The organism is Nguyenibacter vanlangensis (genome assembly GCF_038719015.1).
Lineage (GTDB): Bacteria > Pseudomonadota > Alphaproteobacteria > Acetobacterales > Acetobacteraceae > Gluconacetobacter > Gluconacetobacter vanlangensis.
In genome coordinates this window covers 841227-863356 of the sequence record NZ_CP152276.1, presented here as the reverse complement: position 1 = coordinate 863356, position 22130 = coordinate 841227, and the positions used below count along the sequence as shown (strand labels likewise).

Here is a 22130-nt window from a genome sequence, read left to right as displayed (position 1 = left end):
CGGGCTTGCGCCGGGCGGCGTCAGGCGGACAGGGCGGCGGCGATGGCGTCCCGCTCTGCGCCGGTCAGCTTCCGTGCCGCCGCCGCGACATTGGCGGCGACCTGCTCGGGCCGGGTCGCGCCGGCGATGACCGAGGCCACCACGTCCTGTGCCAGCAGCCAGCCGAAGGCCAGTTCGGTCAGCGTGCGGCCGAAATCGCGCGCCACGGCCTCCAGCCGGTCCAGCAGGGCCCAGTTGGCGTCGGTCAGGTAGCGGTCGCGCAGATGTGTCCATGCCGCCAGGCGGCTGCCCGCCGGCATGGGCGTGTCGCGGCGGTATTTTCCCGTCAGCACGCCGCTGGCCAGCGGGAAATAGGGCAGCAGCCCCAGGCCGTAGCGGCGCATGGCCGGGATCAGGTCGCGTTCCGCGCCGCGGGCCAGCAGCGACAATTCGTCCTGGCACGAGACCAGGCCGTTCAGCCCGGCGGCGCGCGCCACGTGATGCGCATCGGCCACCTGCCATGCCGGGAAGTTGGAGCAGCCCGCATACAGCACCTTGCCGTCGCGGATCAGGTCGTCCAGCGCCCGCAGCGTTTCCTCGATCGGGGTGGCGGGGTCGGGGGTGTGGATCTGGTACAGATCGATGCGGTCGGTGCGCAGGCGCCGCAGGCTGGCCTCGACGGCGGTGCGGATATAGCGGCGCGAGGCCCCCTGGCTGCGGCCCTCGGCGTCCATCGGCATGCCGAACTTGGTCGCTAGCACGATGTCGTCGCGCCGCGCGCCCAGAAGCGCCCCCAGCGTTTCCTCGGACGCGCCGTAATGGGCCTCGCGCCGGCCATAGATGTCGGCGACGTCGAACAGCGTGATCCCGCTGTCCAGCGCCTGGTGGACGACGGCGCGGGATTCCTCCAGCCCAATCCGTCCGCCCAGATTGTTGCAGCCCAGCCCGACGGCGGAGACGCGCAGGCCCGAGCGGCCGAGAGAGCGTTGTTCCATCGCACCTGCCCTTTCGCAGCCAATTAGCCCGTGAATGCTACGGCATCCGCAGGCGGACGGATACCGGGCAATGATCGGACAGCCGGGCCGCCCAGGCCGGGTCCTGCTGGTCGTAGGTCAGCACCCGCAGGCTGTCGGCGACCAGCCAGTCGCGGCCGCGATTGCCCAGCAGCACATGGTCGATGAAATAGGCCCCGCCCCAGCAGGGGCTGGCATGCAAGGCGGTGGCCAGGGTCAGCGGGCCGTCCCCCTGCCAGGCGCGGAAATAGGGATCGCGCGGCGTCAGGTCGCGGTTGAAATCGCCCATCAGCACGAAGGGCACGCCCTCGTCCTGCCGCTGGGCGATCCAGTCGTCCAGCACCGCCATCTGCCGGCGCAGGGTGCGGCATGCGGGGCGCGGGTCGGCGGGGGGCGCGTCGCGGCAGCCGGCCTTGAGATGCACCACCAGGATGCGCAGTTCCGCCGTGCCGTCGCCGATCGTGACGTCCAGCCCCGACCGCAGCCTGTGCGGCGCGCCGGGCGGGGCGACGTCCAGCGCCGCCAGGTCGGGGTGGCGCGTGACCGCCAGCCCCAGCCGGACGGCCAGGCCGGTGCGCTGCACGACGGCGTCGCCGGTCATGACGATCCGGTAGCGGTCGGCGGGAAACAGCCGGGCCGCCATGGCCGGGCCGTCGACCTCCTGCAATCCGATCACGTCGGCGTCCAGCCGGGCGGCATAGGATGCCAGCAGGCGCAGATCGGCCGTGCCGCGCGGCACGAGATCGGGCGGCAGGGCGGCGTCGCCCGCCGGGCGCGCCGTCAGCCATTCCAGGTTCCAGGTCGAGATCTTGATCGTGCCGGCCGCCGCCGGGGGCGCTGCCAAGGACGCGGCCAAGGACGCTGCCGTCAGGGCCGCGGCCAGGACCACGCAGGCGAAGGCGGCGACCCCGGCCGGCGCGTGCCGGCGGGCGGCGTCAGGCGGTCGCAGGGGCGGCGGCTTGGCCAGCCCCGAGCAGGCGGGCGATGGCCTCGTCGACATGGATCGAACTGCGCGTGGCCTCGTCCAGCACCACGACCTCGCCGCTGGCGATGTCGTAGAACCAGCCCTGCAGGATCAGTTCGTTCCGCGCCAGCGCGGCGGCGACGGCGGGATGGGTGCGCAGGTGCGCGATCTGCAGCAGCACGTTCTGCTCGGCCAGGCTGCGCACCGACTGGGGACCGGCATCGGTGGCCTGCAGCGCGCCGGCCACCGCGCGCGCGGCCTCGGCATTGCGCAGCCACGACGCGACGGTCGGCATCTTGGCCAGCTTGGTCGGGTCGGGGTCCAGCAGCGCCTTCATCGCGCCGCAATCGGAATGGCCGCACACGATGATGTGCGACACGCCCAGCGCCAGCACCGCATATTCGATCGCCGAGGACACGCCGCCCAGCATCTCGCCATAGGCCGGGACGATGTTGCCGATATTGCGCAGCACGAACAGGTCGCCGGGCTGCGTCTGGGTGATCATGCTGGGGTTCACCCGGCTGTCGGCGCAGGCGATGAACAGCGTGCTGGGCGATTGCTGGCCGGCCAGTTCGGCGAACAGTTCGCGATTCTGGGGGAAGACCTCCCGGTTGAATTTCTCGACGCCATGCAGCAGCGAGATCAGGGTGGTCCTTGCATCCGTATCGGTCATCGAAAATCCCTATGTCCGTGTGACACACCTGGGCGACACACCTGGGGCCAGGCGACACCTGGGCGGCCTGGCGCGCGGGACCACGGCGCCAGGAGGTAACGGCCCGCGGCCCCGATGTTTCCACGTGCCAGCATAGCATGGGCCGGCCCGGCACAAAGGGCGCGTCCGGCGGAATCCGCCGCCGGCAACACTATGTCAGCGGTCGGACATGATGGCGCGGCGAACGGTGGGAGGGGCGGTCAGGCGGCCGTGGGGGCCGCCAGCAGGCCGCGCACCGCCTCCAGCGCCGCGTCCGCCCTGGCGGCATCGGGGCCGCCGGCCTGGGCCATGTCCCGCCGGCCGCCGCCGCCCTTGCCGCCCATCGCGGCGCTGGCCGCGCGCACCATCTGCACCGCGTCCAGCCGGTCGGTCAGGTCGCTGGTCACGGCGGCGACCACGCTGGCCTTGTCCTCGGCGGTCGAGACCAGCACGACGACGCCCGAGCCGATCTGCTGGCGCAGCGAGTCCGCCAGCGGCTTGAGTTCGCGCGCCGGCAGGTCGCCGACATTGCGGGCGATGAGCCCCACGCCATTGACCTGCTCGGCCGCGACCCCGCCCTCGCCGCCGCCGGCCAGCTTGCGCTGCAGGTCGGAAATCTGCCGCTCCATCACGCGGCGTTCCTCGAGGATGGCGGCCAGGCGCTCGGGAGCCTCGGCGGCCGATACACGCAGCATCGCGGCGATCTGCTGCAGGCGCTGGTCGGCGGCGACCGCGGCCTGTTCGGCCGTCCTGCCGGTCACGGCCTCGATGCGGCGCACGCCGGCCGAGACCCCGCTTTCCGAGGTGATGCGGAACAGCCCGATATCGCCCGTGCGGTTCACATGCGTGCCGCCGCACAGTTCGATCGACCAGGCGGCGCGGCCGGGTTCGGGCGCGCCCATGAAGACGACCCGCACCTCGTCGCCGTATTTTTCGCCGAACAGCGCCATGGCGCCCAGGTTGATCGCCTCGTCCTGCGACATCGGGCGCGTGGTCACCGGGCTGTTCTCGCGGATGCGCGCGTTCACCTCGGCCTCGACCGCCGCGATCTCCTCGGGCGTCAGCGGCCGGGGCTGGCTGATGTCGAAGCGCAGGCGGTCGGGGGCGTTCAGGCTGCCCTTCTGCGTGACATGGGGGCCGAGCTGCCGCCGCAGGGCCTCGTGCAGCAGGTGCGTGGCCGAGTGATGGGCGCGGATGGCGCCGCGGCGTTCGTGATCGACGCCGGCCACCACGGCCTGGCCGACCTGCGCCGTGCCTTCGATGATCGTGCCGGAATGCACCAGCAGGTCGCCCAGGCGCTTCTGCGTGTCGGTGACGGCGATTCGGAGCCCCGGCGCGGTGATCAGGCCGGTATCGCCGACCTGGCCGCCGCTTTCACCGTAGAAGGGGGTCTGGTTCAGCAGGAGTTCGACCTGCGCGCCGGCGCCGGCTTCGGTCACCGGCCTGCCGTCATGGACGATCGCCTGGATCTCGGCCTCGGTCTGCTCGGTGGTGTAGCCCAGGAATTCGGTCGCGCCGAACGTGTCGCGCGCTTCGAACCACACGGTTTCGGTCGCGGTGTCGCCCGACCCCGCCCAGGCGGCGCGCGCGCGTGCGCGCTGCATCTGCATCGCGCGGTCGAAGCCTTCGACGTCCACGGCGTGGCTGGTGCCGCGCAGCGCGTCCTGCGTCAGGTCCAACGGAAAGCCGAACGTGTCGTACAGCTTGAAGGCGACGTCGCCCGGCAGGGGCTGGCCGTCGCCCAGCCGCCCGGTTTCGTCCTCCAGCAGGGCCAGGCCGCGTTCCAGCATGGCCTTGAACCGCTCTTCCTCGCCGCGCATCGTCTCGCGGATCAGCCCTTCCGCTTGGACCAGTTCGGGATAGGCGGCGCCCATCTGGCGGACCAGGGTCGGCACCAGCTTGTGGAACACCGTTTCCTTGGTGCCCATCATGTGCAGGTGCCGCATGGCGCGGCGCATGATGCGGCGCAGGACATAGCCGCGGCCGTCCTTGGACGGCAGCACCCCGTCCGCGATCAGGAACGAGGTCGAGCGCAGATGGTCGGCCACCACGCGGTGGCTGGCGCGGAACGGCCCGTCCGGATCCTGGCCCGTCGCGTCGGCCGAGGCCAGGATCAGCGCGCGCATCGTGTCCGTGTCGTAATTGTCGCGCTTGCCCTGCAGGATGGCGGCGAACCGCTCCAGCCCCATGCCGGTGTCGATCGACGGACGCGGCAGCGGCGCGCGCACGCCCGGCGGGTCCTCGAAGAACTGCATGAAGACCAGGTTCCAGATCTCGACGAACCGGTCGCCATCCTCGTCCGGCGAGCCCGGCGGGCCGCCCGGAACGTCGGGCCCGTGGTCGTAGAAGATTTCAGAGCACGGGCCGCACGGGCCGGTATCGCCCATCCGCCAGAAATTGTCGGCCGTGGCGATGCGGATGATCCGGTCGTCGGACAGGCCGGTGATCTTGCGCCACAGGCCGGCGGCTTCCTCGTCCTCGGCATAGACGGTGGCCAGCAGCCGCTCGGGCTTCAGACCGAAATCGCGGGTGATCAGCGTCCAGGCGAATTCGATCGCCTCGGCCTTGAAATAGTCGCCGAACGAGAAATTGCCCATCATTTCGAAGAATGTGTGATGGCGCGCGGTATAGCCGACATTGTCCAGGTCGTTATGCTTGCCGCCGGCGCGCACGACCTTCTGCGCCGTGGTGGCGCGGGAATAGGGACGCGTCTCCTGGCCGGTGAAGACGTTCTTGAACTGCACCATTCCGGCATTGGTGAACAGCAGGGTCGGGTCGTTGCGCGGCACCAGCGAGGAGGACGGCACGATCTGGTGGCCGTTCGCCGCAAAGTAATCGAGAAAGGCCGCGCGGATATCGTTGGTTGTGGGCATGGCGGAAGACTGACGATCCTGAAATGACGAAGGCCGGAATGTTCTGACGTTCCTTCACCTAGCGCACGCCGTGCCCGGCAGGAAGAGCGCAGCCGCATCGGCGATGCGAATCGCCCGGCCGGGCGGGGATGCGCCTCCCCTGACGTTCAGCCCGGCTGGCCCTGTCCGGCCGGGGCGTCCGGCCGGTGCCGGAACACCACGCGCCGGCTGAGATTGAAGTTGGCGAACAGCCCGGCCAGCGACCCGGCCGCCAGGGCGAGGGCCGGAATGGTCCGGCATATGGGCATGGTCATGAACAAGGTGAAGACCATGCCGCGATTCAGGACGAAGCCCAGCGCATTGGCCAGCAGGAACCGCGCCCACTGCACCAGGACGGGATCGGCGTGCGCGACGTGGCGGAATGTCCAGTGGCGGTTCAGCAGCCAGTTGAACGTCGCGGCGATGAAATAGGCCGCGATCGTCGCCCCGGTCAGGCCGATCAGCGGGCGCAGCCCGTAGACGCTGGCGGTATCCCAGCCCAGGCCCAGCGTCCCGACCATTCCGAACTTCACGAACGGAACCAGCCTGGCGCGCCAGGCGGCGATCCCGGTCGGGCCGGGCGGCGGGGCGCCGGTTTCGGAGGGGGGCTCGATGGTGGCGGGCATGGCCTCGGTCATTGCGGGATGAAGGGGCGGCGGGGTGGGACGGGCTGTATCATCCGGGGATTTGTGGACAAAAAAAGGGGATGCCCGAAGGCATCCCCCTTTTTCTGGCGCCGCAGGCGGCAAGATCAGTGCAGGATGATCTCGACGCGACGGTTCTGCGGCTCGCGGGTGTTCGGGCCCGTCGGAACCAGCGGATGCGACTCGCCATAGCCATGGATGTCGATCGCGTTGGCCGGCACGCCGTCACGGATCAGTTCAGCCTTCACGCTCTGCGCGCGACGGACGGACAGGCCCATGTTGTATTTCTGACCACGCGGGCCCGGATGGGCGGCCGAGTTGTCGGTGTAGCCGTTGACCTCGATGCGGGTCGTCTGGACGTGGGTCGAAGCCTGGGCGGCCTCGGCCACGATCTCACGCGCGCGGGCGGTCAGGTCCGAGCGATCCCAGTCGAAGAACACCAGGTAGGTGCGCGCCGGGGTCGGAGCGGGCGGCACGACGACCGGAGCCGGCGGCGGCGGCGGCGGAGCCGTCTCGAACGCATAGCGCAGGCCCAGGATGAACTGGTGGTTGAAGCGGTCGTCGAAGTTCGCGTTGCCCGAGTGCTTGCCCATCTGGTCCCAGGTCGTCAGCGTGTACGAACCCGAGCTGAAGGTCTGGCCGAGCATGCGATACTGCGCCGTCACCTGCAGGCCCGGAACGCCCGGGATGTCATAGGCCGCGCCCACGATGCCCTGGTAGGCGAAGCCGCCGTTCGTGCCGCCCAGGCGGCTGACGTCGCCGTTCATGTAGGCGGTGGTCGTCGGGCTGTAATGCTGCCACAGATAGCCCACGCCGACGCCGACGAACGGGGTGATGGGCACATCGATGCCGAACTGCTTCAGGTCGATATCATACAGGACGTTCACCAGGCCGCCATAGGACTGGTCGTTGCCCGAGGTCGAGCCCGGCACGGCGGTGTAGGCGCGGTGGCTGATCTCGGAATAGTTGTAGACGCCCTCGAGTTCGACGCGCAGGCCGTTACCGAAGCCCCAGCCGAACGCACCGAAGCCGGTGAAGCCGTCCTTGTGGCGGTACTGGGATGAGCTGATCTGGCCGGGAATCGGGTCGTTGGCGAAATGACCATGCTGGTTCTGAACCAGGTTGTAGCCGCCGCCCAGGTCGACATAGGGACCGGTGATGATGGTCGCATTCGCAGCAACCGGTGCAGCCGCCATCAGCGTGGTGGCCAGTAATGCCGTGCGGAGACGCATTATTTTCGTCCTCAATATAATCATCCGTTCGAGTAACCGCCGCACCATGGGCGGTCAGCCTCAGCGTGATGCTCAACCCCCTATAGATGCTTCGGTTCCGGCTTAGGAACCCATCTGATCGGCAGAGCAGGCATTACTGTCGCGCAGCGTGTTGAAACGGCAACAGTTTATTTCGGACAGATTACGGGTTCCGAAAGGTGCCCGGCTGCGCCGGGCGGCGCCCAGGGTTTGGAAGCGGGGTCTGGAATTTGCAAAGATCCTGTTTGGATCGGGAAAGTGTGGCGGCGGACGTTGCTCCGGCGCCACAGGGCGGGACGTATCAGTCCCCGCAGCCTTCCATAAGCAGAATGTCGTGAATAGTGTCGCGCGACACGTCGCGGCAGGTAAAGGCCTGCCCGATTCCGCGCGCCAGGACAAAGGACAGGCGTCCGTCGCGCATTTTCTTGTCGTGCTGCATGTGGGCGATCAGCCGGTCCGCCGAGAATGAGGCATTCAGGTCGGCGATGCGCGTGGGCATGCCCAGCCGTTGCAGATGCGCCATCAGGCGGTCCAGGTCCGTCTGGTGGCAGAATCCCATGCGCACCGACGTCATGAAGGCCAGCCCCAGGCCGATCGACACGGCCTCGCCATGCAGCAGGCGGCCGTCATAGCCCAGTTCGGCCTCCAGCGCATGGCCGAACGTGTGGCCCAGATTGAGCAGGGCGCGCCCGTTGGATTTCTTTTCCTCGCGCTCGTCGTCGCCGACGACGCGGGCCTTGAACAGGCAGGCCAGGCGGATCGCCTCGGCCTGGGCGCCGGCGTCGCCGGCCAGGACGGCCTGGCCGTTGGCCTCGCACCATTCGAACAGGGCGGCGTCGCCGATAAGCCCGGCCTTGACGATTTCGGCATAGCCGGCGCGCAGTTCGCGGACCGGCAGGCTGGACAGGGTCGCGGTATCGGCCAGCACGGCGATCGGCTGATGGAACGCCCCCAGCAGGTTCTTGCCGAACGGCGTGTTGATGCCGGTCTTGCCGCCGACCGAGGAATCGACCTGCGACAGCAGGGTGGTCGGGATCTGCACGAAGGGCAGGCCGCGCAGCGTGGTCGCGGCGGCGAAGCCGGCCAGGTCGCCGACCACGCCGCCGCCCAGCGCGATCACCGTGGTGCCGCGTTCGACCCCCAGCTCCAGCAGCCGGTTGGTCACGCGTTCATATTCGGCCAGGGTTTTGGACGCTTCGCCGGCGCCGATCACGATTACGTCGGTGCGGATGGGGCTCTCGGCCGGGTCGCCGGCCAAATCTCCCGTAAGACCCCCCGTAAGACCTTCCAGCAGGCGCGGCAGGTGCAGGGCGGCGACGGTTTCGTCGGTCACGATCACCACCCGCCTCTGCGGCAGGACCGGGGCCAGCAGCCTGCCGGCATGGCGCAGCAGGTCCGTGCCGATCGTCACGTCGTACTGCCAGCGATCCAGCCGCACGGGCACGATGTGCGGCGGCTTGCCCGGCGTCAGGGCGGTAATGACGGCGGCGGCGCTCTGCTCCACGCTTTCTTCTCCACAATCCACGGTGATGTCGGCCTCGGCATAGATTGGATGCCGGATGTCGATCAGGGCCGCCAGGATATCGCGCGGGTTGCCCCCGTTCAGCAACGGGCGATGGGTGCGGCCCTGGACGCGCCGCACCAGGACCGGCAGCGGGCAGCGCAGCCAGACCGAAACCCCGCGATCCCGGATGACGGCGCGCGTCGCCGGATCCATGAACGCGCCGCCCCCGGTCGCCAGGATCAGCGGCCCGCCATCGAGGATCCGCCGGATGACGCGATGCTCGCCCTTGCGGAACTCGGCCTCGCCATACCGGCGGAACAGGTCGGCGATGGAACAGCCCGCCGCGCGCTCGATCTCGACATCGGCATCGACGAACGGCATGCCCAGCCGGGCGGCCAGGCGCCGGCCGATCGTCGTCTTGCCGGCGCCCATCAGGCCGACCAGCACGATGCTGCGCGCGCCGGGGTCCGGCGCCGCGGACGCCGCCTGTGCCCCGGAGAGCAGGTCGAGAGACAGGAACGGGGTTTCCCGCTCGTCGGCGGCGGGCGGGTCGGTGGCGGGATCGGATGCGGCGGAATCAATCGGGCGTGACATGATTCGCAACCTAACATAGAGCAAAGGCACCAAGCCATCCGGACGAGTCGCGCGGGCCGACCGTCCGGATGGCCACGTTCCGGCGTCGAGGTTCGGCTATGCAGCGCATTCTGTTGGCTTTTGCGGTTCTTGTGCTCCTGGCCGCCGGGGGCGGATTCCTGTCGCTGGGGGCCTTTCCGCCGGCCGCGCCCACGCAGCCGGTGCACAAGGACCTGTCGGCGGATCATTTCGCCCGGCCGTGACGGAGGCGGCCATGCCGCGCGCAGCGGCGGAGGATCCGGCCGCGGACGGGCCGCAGGACGCGCGGGTCGAGGCGTTCCTGGAAATGCTGGCCGCCGAACGCGGGGCGGCGGTCAATACGCTGCAGGCCTATGCCCGCGACCTGCGGGACCTGTCGGAGCACGCGGCGCGGGCGGGCCGGACGCCGGCGGATGCCGATTCCGGGCTGCTGCGGGAATATATGGCGACCCTGGTGGCGGCCGGCCTGTCGGCCCGCACCCAGGCCAGGCGGCTGTCCTGCTTGAAGCAATTCTATCTGTTCCTGGCGCGTGAAGGCATCCGGCCGGACAATCCCGCCCTGCTGCTGGACGCGCCGCGCCTGTCGGCCCCGCTGCCGCGCTTTCTCGGCGAAGCCGAGATCGACGCGCTGCTGGCGGCCTGCGCCGGAGATGATGCAATCCCGGAGCCGTCCGGGGGAGTGTCCCCTGAGAAAGTGTCCAGGGACGCGCGGCGGGCGGCACGGCGGCGGCTGGTGGCGCGGGCGGCGCTGGAAATCCTCTATGCGTCCGGCCTGCGTATTTCGGAATTGCTGGCGCTGCGCGTCCGCGGCCTGGCGGGCGATGCCCGCATGCTGCTGGTCAGCGGCAAGGGCGGGCGCGAGCGCCTGGTGCCGCTGTCGGCCGGCGCGCGCCGGGCCGCGGACGCGCTGATCGCGCATGACCGGGAGCTGCGCAGTCCCTATCTGTTTCCGGGCCGTACGCCCGGGACGCCCCTGACCCGCCAGGGATTCGACGGGATTCTGCGCGAGACCGCGCTGCGTGCCGGCCTGGACCCGGCGCGCGTGTCGCCGCACGTGCTGCGCCATTCCTTCGCGACCCATATGCTGGCGCGCGGGGCGGATCTGCGGGCGTTGCAGGTCCTGCTGGGCCATGCGGACATCGCGACCACGCAGATCTATACCCACGTGCTGGCCGAGCGCCTGCGCCAGGCGGTCGAATCCCATCCCCTGGCCCGGGCGGCGGGAAGGGGGGAAAAGGGGATCGGACGCGGTTTTCCGCCGGAATAAGCTTGGCAGGATTCGTGGCTGTGCTATCCGCACGGCATGCGCCAGTTTCTAGATTTCGAAAAACCCGTCGCCGAGCTTGAGGACAAGATCGACGAGCTTCGCAAGATGTCCGGTCCCGACGGTATCAACCTCGCCGAAGAGATCGCCCGCCTGACGGACAAGGCGGATAAGCAGTTGCGCGCGGCCTATGCCAAGCTGACCCCGTGGCAGAAGGTGCAGGTGGCCCGGCATGCGCAGCGTCCGCACGCGGTCGATTACATCGGCACGCTGATCGAGGACTTCACCCCGCTGGCCGGCGACCGGCTGTTCGCCGAGGACAAGGCGGTGGTCGGCGGGCTCGGGCGTTTCCAGGGCCGTCCGGTCGTGGTGATCGGCACCGAGCGCGGCGCGGACCTGGATACCAGGCTGGAGCATAATTTCGGCATGGCGCGGCCCGAGGGCTATCGCAAGGCGCAGCGCCTGATGGACCTGGCGGGGCGGTTCGACATGCCGATCCTGACCTTTATCGATACGGCGGGCGCCTGGCCAGGAATCGATGCCGAGGCCCGGGGCCAGGCCGAAGCGATCGCGCGGTCGATCGATCTCTGCCTGGCCGCGCCGGTGCCGGTGATCGCCACCGTGATCGGCGAGGGCGGTTCGGGCGGCGCCGTGGCGCTGGGCGCGGGCGACCGGGTGATGATGCTGGAGCACGCGATCTATTCCGTGATCTCGCCCGAGGCCTGCGCCTCGATCCTCTGGCGCGATCCGAAGCAGGCCACCAGCGCCGCCGACGCGTTGAAGCTGACGGCGCAGGACCTGCTGCAACTGGGCCTGATCGACCGCATCATCCCCGAGCCGCTGGGCGGCGCCCAGCGCGATCCCGAGGCGACGATCCGCGCGGTGGGCGATGCGATCGCCGCCGAACTGCCGCCCCTGGCGGCGCTGGACCCGCAGGCACGCATCGCGCAGCGGCGCGAGAAATTCATGGCGATGGGACGCGACGGCCTGAGCTGATCGCCCCGGGGCCGCCTTTGGGGCCCTGTTTCAGGCCCCCGCTTCGGCCATGGCGTCAGGGTGGGGGCTCGCCCTCGATCGGGGTGCAGCCCAGTTGCGCGATCAGGGCCTGCACCGCGTCCGCCGCCGCCCGCACCTGGGCGGGATCGAGGCCCTTGCTGACCAGCGTCACCCCGCCCCGCCCGTCCGGACGACGGAACGGGTAGGACCCGATATCGAGGCCGGGAAAACGCTCCTGGATGTCCGTCAGGCCCGCGGCCAGGGCGCCTTCGTACAGTCCCAGCGCATGCCAGCTCTGCGATGCGACCGGGGTGCCGTGACGCAGGGACGGGGCCAGTTCCTCGAACATCGCGCGCATGATGCGCGGCACGCCGGCCAGGACATGGACGTTGCCGATGCTGAAGCCGGGGGCGGAGGACACCGGGTTGGGAATGGGCACGGCGCCCTGGGGCAGGGTTGCCATGCGCTGGCGCGCCGCGTTGAATTCGCCCTGGGGGAAATGGGCCTCCAGCAGGCGGAACGTCTCGGGATGGATGACCCAGGGCAAGCCGAACGCCTCGGCCACGCAGGGCGCGGTGATGTCGTCATGGGTCGGGCCGATGCCGCCGGTGGTGAAGACATGATCGAACGCCGCGCGGGCGGCGACGATCGTGTCCACGATCACCGGCCGCCGGTCGGGGATGATCCGTACCTCGGCCAGGGTGATGCCCAGTTCCGCCAGGCGCCGCGCGATATATTGCACGTTCACGTCCTGGGTACGGCCCGACAATATCTCGTTGCCGATGACCAGGATGCAGGCGGTCGGGTTCATGTGCGTGGCCCCCATTTCCGGTGGCAGAACAGTGGACGGGTTTGCATTATGATCGCCGTGACCGGGCAAGGCCAGAGGCGATGGGGGCCAGAGGTGATCGGGGCCAGAGGGGATGAGTGCGATGATGAAGGGACCAGTCTGCGGTGCGCCGCGATGCGTCTGGGATCTGCGTGCCACGCTGGGCGAGGGGCCCGTCTGGGCCGAGGGCGAGCAGGCGCTCTATTTCGTCGATATCGTCGGCCGGGCGATCCATCGCTACCGTCCGGAAAGTGGCGAGACCACGTCATGGGAGGCGCCGAACAGGCCGGGCTTCCTGGTGCCGCTGTCCGACGGTACGTTTCTCTGCGGGCTGAAGGACGGGCTGCACCGCTTCGATCCGGCTACCGGCCGCTTCAACCTCGATCTGCTGGTCGAGGCCGAACTGCCGGACAACCGGATCAATGACGGACATGTCGATCGCCTGGGCCGCCTGTGGTTCGGCACCATGCACGATGCCGAGACCAGCCCTACCGGGTCGCTGTACGCCGTGACCCAGGAGGCCGGCCGTTTGCGCATCCATCGGCAGGACGAGGGCTATATCGTCAGCAACGGCCCCGCTTTGTCGCCGGACGGGCGCACGCTGTACCATAATCACTCCCCGGCGCAGACGATCTTCGCCTTCGACGTCGACGATGCGGGCGGGCTGTCGAATCGCCGGGTCTTCGCGACGCTGGCGGATGGGTATCCCGACGGGATCGCGGTCGACAGCGCGGGCTTCCTGTGGGTCGGGGTCTGGCAGGGGGGGCGCATCGAGCGGCTGGCGCCCGACGGAACGCGGGTGGACCCGATTCCGCTGCCGGCGCGCAACGTCACCAAGGTCGCGTTCGGCGGTCCGGATTACCGCACCGTCTTCGTCACCACCGCGCGCAAGGGTCTGTCGCCCGCGCAACTGGACCAGGAACCGCTGACCGGCGGGCTGTTCGCGTTCGGCACCAGCATTCCCGGCCAGAGGCAGGCGGCGTTCACGCTGGCGCGCTCGATCGTGCTGTAGCCTTTGGCCTTTGCAGATAGCCTTTACAGAAGATCGCGCAGCAGCGGGATCAGCGGCAGATCGGCCTCGGGCATCGGGTAGAGGGACAGGTCCTGCCCCCGGACCCAGGCCAGGGTCTGTCCTTCACGGGGGCGGGGCGTGTTCTTCCAGCGCCGGCACAGATAGACGGGCATCAGCAGATGGAAATGCCCGTAATCATGCGACACGAACGTATAGGGCGCGAGGCACGAGCGGGTGACGTCCAGGCCCAGCTCCTCGTCCAGTTCGCGGACCAGCGCGGATTCGGGGGTTTCGCCGGCTTCGACCTTGCCGCCGGGAAATTCCCACAGGCCGGCCATCGCCTTGCCTTCGGGCCGGCGGGCCAGCAGCACGCGGCCGTCGGTGTCGACCAATGCCACGGCGGCGACCAGCACCATCCGCTTTTGCGCCCGGCCCTGGGTGGAGGCGGGATCGATCCCGGTTTCGGCGGCGTCATCCATGTCCGGCATGTCCAGTTCCAGATCGGTGCGTGTCGCCTCGAACAGCAGGACGGGATGGTCCCCGCCGCGCGAGACGAAATCCTGCCGCCCCGATCCGGTTTCGCGAAATCCGACCCGCCGCAGCACGGCGATCGAGGCCGGGTTGTCGTGCGCGACCGCGGCCGCGATCCGTTCGATCGGCAGGCCGGCCAGCGCCCAGCGGGCGATGCGGCCGACGGTGGTGGATGCGACCTTGCGATTCCAGTAGGGGCGGCCGATCCAGTAGCCCACGCTGGCCGACCGCGTCGCCTTGTCGAGGCGCACCCCGATGCAGCCGATCAGCGAATCGGGGCTGTCCGATTCGGGGTGGGTGATGGCGAAATGATAGGCCGTTCCCCGCCGCGACAGGTCATGGGTCGCGGCGATCCATTCATCCGTCAGTTCGCGCGGATAGGGGAACGGCACCCGGCTGAGCATGCGGATCACGCTCCAGTCATTTACCAGGCGGTGCATGGTGCCGGCGTCGGACGCATGCAGCGGCCGCAGGCGATACGGGCCGGCCTGCAGCGCCGCACCGAGACGGGATTCGCCGAGATCGATCGTCATGCCGGCGGCCTGTGCGCGGTCCGGCGGACGGCCCGGTCCATGGCGTCAAGCATCCGCCGGGATGCCGCATTCGGCCAGAAGCGCGCGCAGGGCGCAGATGACCGGAAAGACTTCCTGGTTGTGGTCGCCGCCCTGCGCGTCCCATGCCGCCTGTTCCAGTTCGACGATCTCGCGGTCCTCGCGGAAGATCCGCTCGGTGAAGGCCACCAGGAACGGCCATGCGGCGTCCAGCAGGCCGGGGATTTTGGGCCGCTTGATCGACAGCAGGCCGAAGACCCGGTTGGTCATCTGGGCGTCGTCCTGCGGCACATAGACGATCCACAGATCCATCACCGGCGGCTCGTCCCCGGTCTGGATCCTGAGCGTCTGGTACGGGTACTCGGTGCGGATCGTCATGACGTCGCGATGGGCGAAGCGGGCGCTGTTGTCGCGCTTCTGGCCGAACACCAGGGCTTCGCCGAGCGGCTGCCTGCCGCCGGTGCGGGCGAAGCTGTAGCGCGCCTCGACCATGCCCGGGCCGCGATCCTGCCCCAGGAAGCGGGGCTTCATCTGGCCCATCTGTTTCATGTGCATGAATTGATGGTTCATATCCATCAGGTTTTCATGCATGAAACTGTAATGGCATTTGACGTGCCGGCCGAAGCGGCGGGTCTTGTAGTGCGGGTTCGCGGCCTGCGCCAGGGGCGGCAGGGGCATGTCCCCGGCCCGTGCCGGATCGCCGGGAAAGACGAAGATCAGCCCGTCCTGCTCGCGGCACGGATAGGTCCGCACCCCGTTCGGCAGCTTGCCCTTGCCCAGGTAGGGGACATCGATGCACCGTCCCGAGCGGCCATAGGCCCAGCCATGATAGCAGCACTGGACCGACTGGCCCTTGACCTGCCCCTTGCTGAGCGGCACCTGGCGGTGAGCGCAGCGATCCTCCAGCGCGAAGACCGCGCCTTCGTGCGGGCGGACCAGCGCGATGGGCTGGCCGGCATAGCGGACGCCGATGGTCTTGCCGGGCTTCAGCTCGCGCGACCAGGCGACGGGGTACCAGAAACCGGGATTGGCGCGTACCCGCCGCAGATCGCCCACGTGGGTGCGATCGGGCTGGGAAATGCCGTCCGTCGAAAAAATCTGGTTCATCGTCTCTCTTGCGTTCGAGGCAGGCGCCTGGGGTGGCCCATCCCCAAAGTCAAGGGCAGGTATGCGATTGCGTCAAGTCGCCGCCGGCGGCGCCAGTTCGGCCGTCAGGTCCTCGATGAACTGGTAGGCCACGCGGCCGGAGCGCCCGCCGCGACCGACCGACCAGGCATTGGCGCGGCGCTGCAGGTCGTCATCCGCGATCGGCAGCGCGCGGGCCCGCGCATAGGCGCGGACCATGTCGGCAAATACGTCCTGTGCGCAATGATGAAAGCCGATCCACAGCCCGAACCGGTCGGAGAGCGAGACCTTTTCCTCGACCGCCTCGGACGGGTTGATGGCGGTCGAACGCTCGTTCTCGATCATGTCGCGCGGCATCAGGTGGCGGCGGTTCGAGGTGGCATAGAACAGGACATTCTCGGGCCGGCCGGAAATGCCGCCATCCAGCACTGATTTCAGCGCCTTGTAGTCCGCGTCCTCGCTTTCGAAGGACAGGTCGTCGCAGAAGACGATGAAGCGCCGCGCCGCGCCGCGCAGCAGGGCCAGCAGGTCGGGCAGGGTCGACAGGTCCTCGCGCTGGATCTCGATCAGCGCCAGCCGCGCCTGTCCGGCCCGGGGGGGCTGGCCGTCGACCAGGTTGGCCTGCGCATGGGCCGCCTTGACCAGCGACGACTTGCCCATGCCGCGCGCGCCCCACAGTATGGCGTTGTTCGCCGGCAGGCCGCGCGCGAAATGCAGCGTATTGTCCAGGATCAGCCTGCGTTGCGCCTCGACCCCCTGCAGCAGGTCGATGGCGACGTGCGCCACCTGCGCGACCGGGGCCAGGCAGCCCCGCTCGGGGTGCCAGACGAAGGCGTCGGCGCTATCCAGGCCCGCCAGGGTCGCCGGCGCGGGAGAGAGCCGTTCCAGCGCCGAGGCGATCCGGTCCAGAAGCGAAAGCAGGGCAGGGTCCATCGAGGCTGACTTCCATATGATCGGACGATCGGCGGCCCCGCTTCGCACGGGCGGCGAACCGACGCCTTGACGGGAGACGGGCGAAAACTATGGTCCAGTGCCGCAGCCCGCAACCCAATAATGACGGCCGGAATCACACGACATGACCCTTCTCTCCGACTTTCTGATCACGCCGGCCCATGCCCAGACGGCCGGCGGCGAGGGCGGATTCCTCAGCGCGGGCGGATTGATGAGCATCCTGCCCTATGTCGCGATGTTCGTTATATTTTATTTTATCCTGATCCGTCCCCAGCAGCAGAAGCAGAAGCAGTTGCGCAGCCAGCTCGCCGCGCTGCGCCGTGGCGACCGGGTGCTGACGGCCGGGGGAATCATCGCCGTGGTGCAGAAGGTGCGCGAGGATTCGAACGAGATCGAGGTCGAGATCGCCCCGAACGTGCGGGTGACCGTCCTGCGCGAGACCATCAGCTCGGTGGTCAGCAGCGCGTCCAAGCCGGCCAATGATACCGGCGCCAAGGCGGGCTGACCGCACGCGCCATTTCCCGAGAAGTTGAAGACCCCCGGCGGCCGGTCACCTGACCCGGCTGCCGGGGGTCTTTGCGTTTCGGCCCCGGGAAACCGCCGTTTCGTTTGGTTTGCGCCGAGGTTTCCCATAATGTGGTTAAATGTCTCATATATTGAATTGTCGCCGTGTCGGGCCTAATCCGATGGGGCAGGGAGGATGCGATGGCCGATGGGAATGCCAGAATTGCCGATGCCGGCGTCGTCGATACCAGGAGTGTCGCGGCAACCGGCACGCAGGCGCTGGAACGCGGGATCGCGGTGATCGACGCCGTGGCCGCCGGGCGCCGGACCCTGGCCGCCATCGCCGCCGCGACGGGCTGCACCCGCAGTACCACCCAGCGGATCGTGAGCGCGCTGGCGCGGCTGGGCTGGCTGCAGCAGGAGGCGGGGGGGACCTATACGCTCGGGCTGCGGCTGGCGGCCCTGGGCCAGCGGGCCGGCGCCGAATCCGCGCTGGCGACGCTGGCGCGTCCCGTTGCCGAGCGGCTGGGGGCCGAAACGCAGGATACGGTGCATCTGGGCGTCCGCGCGGGTGCTGAAGTCCTGTACCTGGACAAGATTCCCGGGCAGCGCGGGCTGGAAATGCGCTCGCGGGTCGGGCAGCGCATGAAACTGGCCCTGACCGGGGTGGGGCGCGCCCTGATGCTGGACCTGTCCGAAGAGGAATGGCGGGCGCTGTATGAGTCCGGCCTTTCCGATCCGGCCCCGTCTGATCAGACATCGTCCGGTCAGGCATCCGGCGGCGCCGGCGAACGGTCTCCGCGGGACTGGGCGTCGTGGCTGGAGCGCATGCGCGCCTATCGGGCGAGCGGCTGCGTGTTCGACCTGGAGGACAACGAGGTCGGAATCCGCTGCGTCGCCGCCCCGGTGCGCGATGGGCAGGGGGCGATCGTCGCGGCGCTGAGCGTCGCCAGCGCCACGCCCTATCTGTCGCGCGAGCGGATGGATGCCCTGGCCCCGGTCGTGCGCCGCGCTGCGCGAGACGTGTCGGCCAGGCTGGGATGGCGGTCCGATGTCGCAGCGTCATGACGCGCCGCCCGACATGCCGCCCGACATGAGGGGCGATCCGGCGGCGGGGGCGCTGATCGGGATCGATTGGGGCACCTCGTCGCTTCGCGCATGGCGCATGTCGGCCACCGGCGCGGTGTTGGCCGAGGCGCAGGCGCCCTGGGGCATTCTCAACCTGCCCGATGGCGGATTCCCGGCCGCGCTGGCCAGGCTGCTGGCCGACCTGAACGGCGATGCCGGGCTGAAGCTGATCGCCTGCGGCATGGTCGGCAGCGCGAGCGGCTGGCACGAGGTCGCCTATGTCGATTGTCCGGCCGACGCGGCGGCGCTGGCCCGTGCGCTGGTGCGGCCGGCCGGGCGCGCGATGCCGGGCATCGTGCCTGGAGTGCGGCAGATTCACCCGGTTCCCGACGTCATGCGCGGCGAGGAGACGCAGATCGTCGGCGCGTTGGCGCTGTATCCCGAACTGGCCGACGCCGCGACCCTGATCCTGCCCGGCACCCATTCCAAATGGGCCACGGTGCGGGCCGGGCGGATCGTCGGGTTCCACACCGCGATGACCGGTGAACTCTTCGCCGTGCTGTCGCGCCACAGCATCCTGGGCCGTCCCGGCGAGGGCGTGCCCCCCGCGACCGAGGATGCCGCCCGGCTTGCCTTCCGCCAGGGGGTGCGGGCGGCCGCGCAGTCGCGCCAGGGGGTGGGGCCGCTGCTGTTCTCGGCGCGCAGCCTGTTCCTGAGCGGGGCGGTCGGTGCCGCCGAGACGCGCGATTATCTGTCCGGCCTGCTGGTGGGCGACGAGATCCGTGCCGGCCTGGCCGAGCGGCCGGACATGCTGCCCACGGTCCTGATCGGCGAGGAGCGGCTGTGCGGGCTCTATGCCACGGCCTTCGAGATGCTGGGCGCGCCGGTGCCGCGGACCATCGGCAATACCGCGCCGGCGGGCCTGTACCACATCGCCATGACGGCCGGGTACTTCCGGACCGATCCGCCCACCCAGTCCGGCTGAGGAGAGAACGGTGCCGACATTCGACGACGCGCTGCGCGCCTGCCCGCTGATCGCCATCCTGCGCGGCGTCCGTCCGGACGAGGTGCTGGAGATCGGCGCGGCCCTGGTCGATGCGGGATTCACCATCATCGAGGTGCCGATGAATTCGCCCGAGCCCCTGCGCAGCATCCGCCTGCTGCAGGACCGTTTCGGCCGGAAGGCGCTGATCGGCGCCGGGACCGTGCTGTCCGAGGCGGCGGTGGCGCAGGTCGCCGACGCGGGCGGGCGCCTGATCGTCATGCCCCATGGGGACGTCGCGGTCATCCGCGCCGCGCGCGCGGCGGGCCTGGACTGCACGCCCGGCGTCGCCACCCCGACCGAGGGGTTCGCAGCACTCGCGGCCGGTGCGACGGCGCTGAAACTGTTCCCGGCCGAGCAGTTGGGCACGGCGGCGCTGAAGGCATGGCGCAGCGTGTTCCCCGCCGGGACGCGTTTCCTGCCCGTGGGCGGCATCACGCCCGAGACGATGGCGCCGTACCGGGCGGCGGGTGCCGCCGGGTTCGGGCTGGGTTCGGCGCTGTACCGGGCGGGGCAGCCGGCCGCCGAGGTGGCGCAAGCGGCGCGGCGGTTCGTCGGCGCGCTGGCCGGCATGCCCGGCGCCTGAGGCCGGAGACGTCCTGAAAAACGAAAAATCGAGACGCGAAGACTCGAAGATCGGGAAGATCGGAAACGGACATGAAGATCACGAAGCTGACCACGTTCCAGGTGCCGCCGCGCTGGCTGTTTCTGAAGATCGAGACCGACGAGGGGATCAGCGGCTGGGGCGAGCCGGTGGTCGAGGGGCGCGCCGACACGGTGGCCGCCGCGGTGGCCGAGCTGGCGGATTACCTGATCGGCAAGGACCCGTTCCGGATCGAGGATCACTGGACGGTGCTCTATCGCGGCGGCTTCTATCGCGGCGGCGCGGTGCATATGAGCGCTGTCGCCGGCATCGACCAGGCCTTGTGGGACATCAAGGGGCGCGCCTTCGGCGTGCCGGTGCATGAATTGCTGGGCGGCCGCGTGCGCGATCGCATCCGCGTCTATTCCTGGATCGGCGGCGACCGGCCGGCGGATACGGCCGAAGCGGTGCGCGCCGTCGTCGATCGCGGCTTTACCGCGATCAAGATGAACGCGACCGAAGAACTGCAATATGTCGACAGCCACGGCAAGGTGGACGCGGTGATCGCCCGCGTCGCCGCGATCCGCGCGGAGGCCGGGCCCTATCTTGGGATCGGCGTCGATTTCCACGGCCGGGTCCACAAGCCGATGGCCAAGGTGCTGGCCAAGGAGCTGGAACCGTTCGACCTGATGTTCATCGAGGAGCCGGTCCTGAGCGAGCATCTGGAGGACCTGCCCGAAATCACCAAACACACGTCGATCCCGATCGCGCTGGGCGAGCGCCTGTTTTCCCGCTGGGATTTCAAGCGGGTGCTGGAGCAGGGCTGCGTGGACATCATCCAGCCCGACCCGTCCCATTCCGGCGGCATCACCGAAACCCGCAAGATCGCGGCGATGGCCGAAGCCTATGACGTCGCGGTGGCGCTGCATTGTCCGCTGGGCCCCATCGCGCTGGCGGCCAACCTGCAGCTTGACGCGCTGTGCTACAACGCCTTCATCCAGGAGCAGAGCCTGGGCATCCATTACAACCAGAGCAACGACCTGCTGGATTACCTGACCGACCCGGCGGTCTTCGCCTATCGGGACGGGCATGTGGACATCCCGGCCGGTCCGGGCCTGGGGATCGAGATCAACGAGGATTATGTCCGCGCCCGCGCGGCCGAGGGCCATCGCTGGCGCAATCCGATCTGGCGCCATCGCGACGGGTCGTTCGCGGAATGGTAGGCTTGGCGATGTCAGGCTTGGCGATGTCCGGGGCCGCGCACCAGGATGCGGATGCGGGCGCCGATGCCGGCGCCTTCGCGCATTATCCCAGCCTTGTCGGCCGTTCGGTGCTGGTCACCGGCGGGGCCAGCGGCATCGGCGAGGCGCTGGTCCGGGCCTTTGCCGGCCAGGGCGCGCGGGTCGCGTTCCTCGACCGCGATGGGGCGGCTGGCGCGCGTCTGGCCGAGGCGCTGCGTGCGAACGGCCGGGACGTGCTGTTCCTGTCCTGCGACCTGGCCGACGTCGCGGCTCTGCGCCGGGCCGTCGCGGATGCGGCACGGGCGAACGGGCCGGTCGAGATCCTGCTGAACAACGCCGGATATGACCAGCGCCACACGCTGGACGAGGTCGACGAGGCGCTGTGGGAGAGCCTGTCGGCGGTGAATATCCGCGCCCAGTTCTTCGCGGCCCAGGCGGTGGCGCCCGGCATGCGCCAGATGGGGCGCGGTTCGATCATCTGCCTGGGTTCGACCGGATGGATGCAGAAAAATGCCGGCTATCCGGTCTATGCGACCGCCAAGGCGGCGGTCAAAGGGCTGGTGAACAGCCTGGCGCGGGAACTGGGTCCGTTCCGGATCCGGGTGAATGCGCTGGTGCCCGGCTGGGTCATGACCGAACGCCAGTTGCGCCTGTGGGTGACGCCGGAGGGCGAGAAGGAGATAGACCGCGCCCAGTGCCTGCCGGGCCGGGTGCGGCCCGGGGACATCGCGCGCATGGCGCTGTTCCTGGCCGCCGACGACAGCCGCATGTGCACCGGGCAGGACTTCATCGTCGACGGGGGATGGGTCTGACGTGCCGGCCGTGCCCCAAGCCGGCTTGGCCGGGATGAACCGGACCCGCTATATCTCGTTAAGATCGGGTGCA

The 22130-nt window shown here is 69.4% G+C and carries 21 protein-coding genes; 10 read left to right on the top strand and 11 right to left on the bottom strand.

Features of this window, described 5'->3' with window-relative positions:
- Positions 1 to 20: 20 nt before the first annotated feature.
- The 7 genes from AAC691_RS04015 to aroB form a co-directional block, all read right to left on the bottom strand.
- Positions 21 to 974: an aldo/keto reductase gene (locus tag AAC691_RS04015; RefSeq protein WP_342629025.1), complete on the bottom strand. Its 954-nt coding sequence runs from the start codon at positions 972 to 974 to the stop codon at positions 21 to 23.
- Positions 975 to 1011: 37 nt separating this feature from the next.
- Positions 1012 to 1848 carry an endonuclease/exonuclease/phosphatase family protein gene (locus AAC691_RS04010; protein ID WP_408906092.1) on the bottom strand — a complete coding sequence of 279 codons (837 nt, stop codon included), beginning with the start codon at positions 1846 to 1848 and terminating at the stop codon, positions 1012 to 1014.
- Between the two features lie 79 nt (positions 1849 to 1927).
- On the bottom strand, positions 1928 to 2629 hold the full coding sequence (locus AAC691_RS04005; protein ID WP_323991282.1) for a carbonic anhydrase: 702 nt from the start codon (positions 2627 to 2629) through the stop codon (positions 1928 to 1930).
- 239 nt (positions 2630 to 2868) lie between these two features.
- Complete coding sequence (gene alaS / locus AAC691_RS04000; RefSeq protein WP_342629023.1) at positions 2869 to 5520, bottom strand: alanine--tRNA ligase; 2652 nt, start codon at positions 5518 to 5520, stop codon at positions 2869 to 2871.
- Between the two features lie 146 nt (positions 5521 to 5666).
- Positions 5667 to 6164 carry a GtrA family protein gene (locus AAC691_RS03995; protein WP_342629022.1) on the bottom strand — a complete coding sequence of 166 codons (498 nt, stop codon included), beginning with the start codon at positions 6162 to 6164 and terminating at the stop codon, positions 5667 to 5669.
- Between the two features lie 125 nt (positions 6165 to 6289).
- A complete protein-coding gene (locus AAC691_RS03990; RefSeq protein WP_342629021.1) occupies positions 6290 to 7414 on the bottom strand; it encodes an OmpA family protein in 1125 nt (374 codons plus the stop codon).
- Positions 7415 to 7733: 319 nt separating this feature from the next.
- Entirely contained in the window at positions 7734 to 9530 is a 1797-nt protein-coding gene (aroB, locus tag AAC691_RS03985) for a 3-dehydroquinate synthase (protein WP_342629020.1), read from the bottom strand.
- A 98-nt stretch (positions 9531 to 9628) separates the two neighbouring features.
- On the opposite strand from aroB, the gene AAC691_RS03980 reads away from it, so the two are divergent.
- Genes AAC691_RS03980 through AAC691_RS03970 form a run of 3 tightly spaced genes read left to right on the top strand, consistent with a single transcriptional unit; the run spans position 9629 to position 11808 of the window.
- Entirely contained in the window at positions 9629 to 9772 is a 144-nt protein-coding gene (locus AAC691_RS03980) for a hypothetical protein (protein WP_176639911.1), read from the top strand.
- An 11-nt stretch (positions 9773 to 9783) separates the two neighbouring features.
- A complete protein-coding gene (locus AAC691_RS03975) occupies positions 9784 to 10815 on the top strand; it encodes a tyrosine recombinase (RefSeq protein WP_342629019.1) in 1032 nt (343 codons plus the stop codon).
- A gap of 36 nt (positions 10816 to 10851) precedes the next feature.
- The gene (locus AAC691_RS03970; RefSeq protein ID WP_323991275.1) at positions 10852 to 11808 is read left to right on the top strand and encodes an acetyl-CoA carboxylase carboxyltransferase subunit alpha; all 957 of its coding nucleotides are present in this window, start codon (positions 10852 to 10854) and stop codon (positions 11806 to 11808) included.
- A gap of 55 nt (positions 11809 to 11863) precedes the next feature.
- Here the strand turns inward: AAC691_RS03970 and AAC691_RS03965 are convergent, their stop codons facing one another.
- Complete coding sequence (locus tag AAC691_RS03965; RefSeq protein ID WP_342629018.1) at positions 11864 to 12619, bottom strand: molybdopterin-binding protein; 756 nt, start codon at positions 12617 to 12619, stop codon at positions 11864 to 11866.
- Positions 12620 to 12740: 121 nt separating this feature from the next.
- Between AAC691_RS03965 and AAC691_RS03960 the strand changes: the two genes are divergently transcribed.
- Entirely contained in the window at positions 12741 to 13649 is a 909-nt protein-coding gene (locus tag AAC691_RS03960) for an SMP-30/gluconolactonase/LRE family protein (RefSeq protein ID WP_246285606.1), read from the top strand.
- Between the two features lie 23 nt (positions 13650 to 13672).
- Here the strand turns inward: AAC691_RS03960 and mutT are convergent, their stop codons facing one another.
- From mutT to AAC691_RS03945, 3 genes are all read right to left on the bottom strand, one after another.
- Positions 13673 to 14713, bottom strand: coding sequence for an 8-oxo-dGTP diphosphatase MutT (gene mutT / locus AAC691_RS03955; RefSeq protein ID WP_342629017.1), 1041 nt, complete (start codon positions 14711 to 14713; stop codon positions 13673 to 13675).
- 45 nt (positions 14714 to 14758) lie between these two features.
- Entirely contained in the window at positions 14759 to 15838 is a 1080-nt protein-coding gene (locus AAC691_RS03950; protein WP_342629016.1) for an aromatic ring-hydroxylating dioxygenase subunit alpha, read from the bottom strand.
- 72 nt (positions 15839 to 15910) lie between these two features.
- A complete protein-coding gene (locus tag AAC691_RS03945) occupies positions 15911 to 16789 on the bottom strand; it encodes an ATP-binding protein (protein WP_342629015.1) in 879 nt (292 codons plus the stop codon).
- Between the two features lie 142 nt (positions 16790 to 16931).
- On the opposite strand from AAC691_RS03945, the gene yajC reads away from it, so the two are divergent.
- The 6 genes from yajC (at position 16932) to AAC691_RS03915 (ending at position 22057) form a co-directional block, all read left to right on the top strand.
- Entirely contained in the window at positions 16932 to 17312 is a 381-nt protein-coding gene (yajC, locus tag AAC691_RS03940) for a preprotein translocase subunit YajC (RefSeq protein WP_323991269.1), read from the top strand.
- A gap of 200 nt (positions 17313 to 17512) precedes the next feature.
- Positions 17513 to 18379 carry an IclR family transcriptional regulator gene (locus AAC691_RS03935; protein WP_342629014.1) on the top strand — a complete coding sequence of 289 codons (867 nt, stop codon included), beginning with the start codon at positions 17513 to 17515 and terminating at the stop codon, positions 18377 to 18379.
- Complete coding sequence (locus AAC691_RS03930; protein ID WP_342629013.1) at positions 18363 to 19364, top strand: 2-dehydro-3-deoxygalactonokinase; 1002 nt, start codon at positions 18363 to 18365, stop codon at positions 19362 to 19364. Before AAC691_RS03935 ends, AAC691_RS03930 begins: the two co-directional genes overlap by 17 nt.
- A gap of 10 nt (positions 19365 to 19374) precedes the next feature.
- On the top strand, positions 19375 to 20007 hold the full coding sequence (locus tag AAC691_RS03925) for a 2-dehydro-3-deoxy-6-phosphogalactonate aldolase (protein ID WP_342629012.1): 633 nt from the start codon (positions 19375 to 19377) through the stop codon (positions 20005 to 20007).
- A gap of 71 nt (positions 20008 to 20078) precedes the next feature.
- Positions 20079 to 21227, top strand: a complete 1149-nt coding sequence (gene dgoD / locus AAC691_RS03920) for a galactonate dehydratase (RefSeq protein ID WP_176641500.1) — start codon at positions 20079 to 20081, stop codon at positions 21225 to 21227.
- A gap of 23 nt (positions 21228 to 21250) precedes the next feature.
- Positions 21251 to 22057, top strand: coding sequence for an SDR family oxidoreductase (locus AAC691_RS03915; RefSeq protein ID WP_342629011.1), 807 nt, complete (start codon positions 21251 to 21253; stop codon positions 22055 to 22057).
- Positions 22058 to 22130 lie beyond the last annotated feature (73 nt).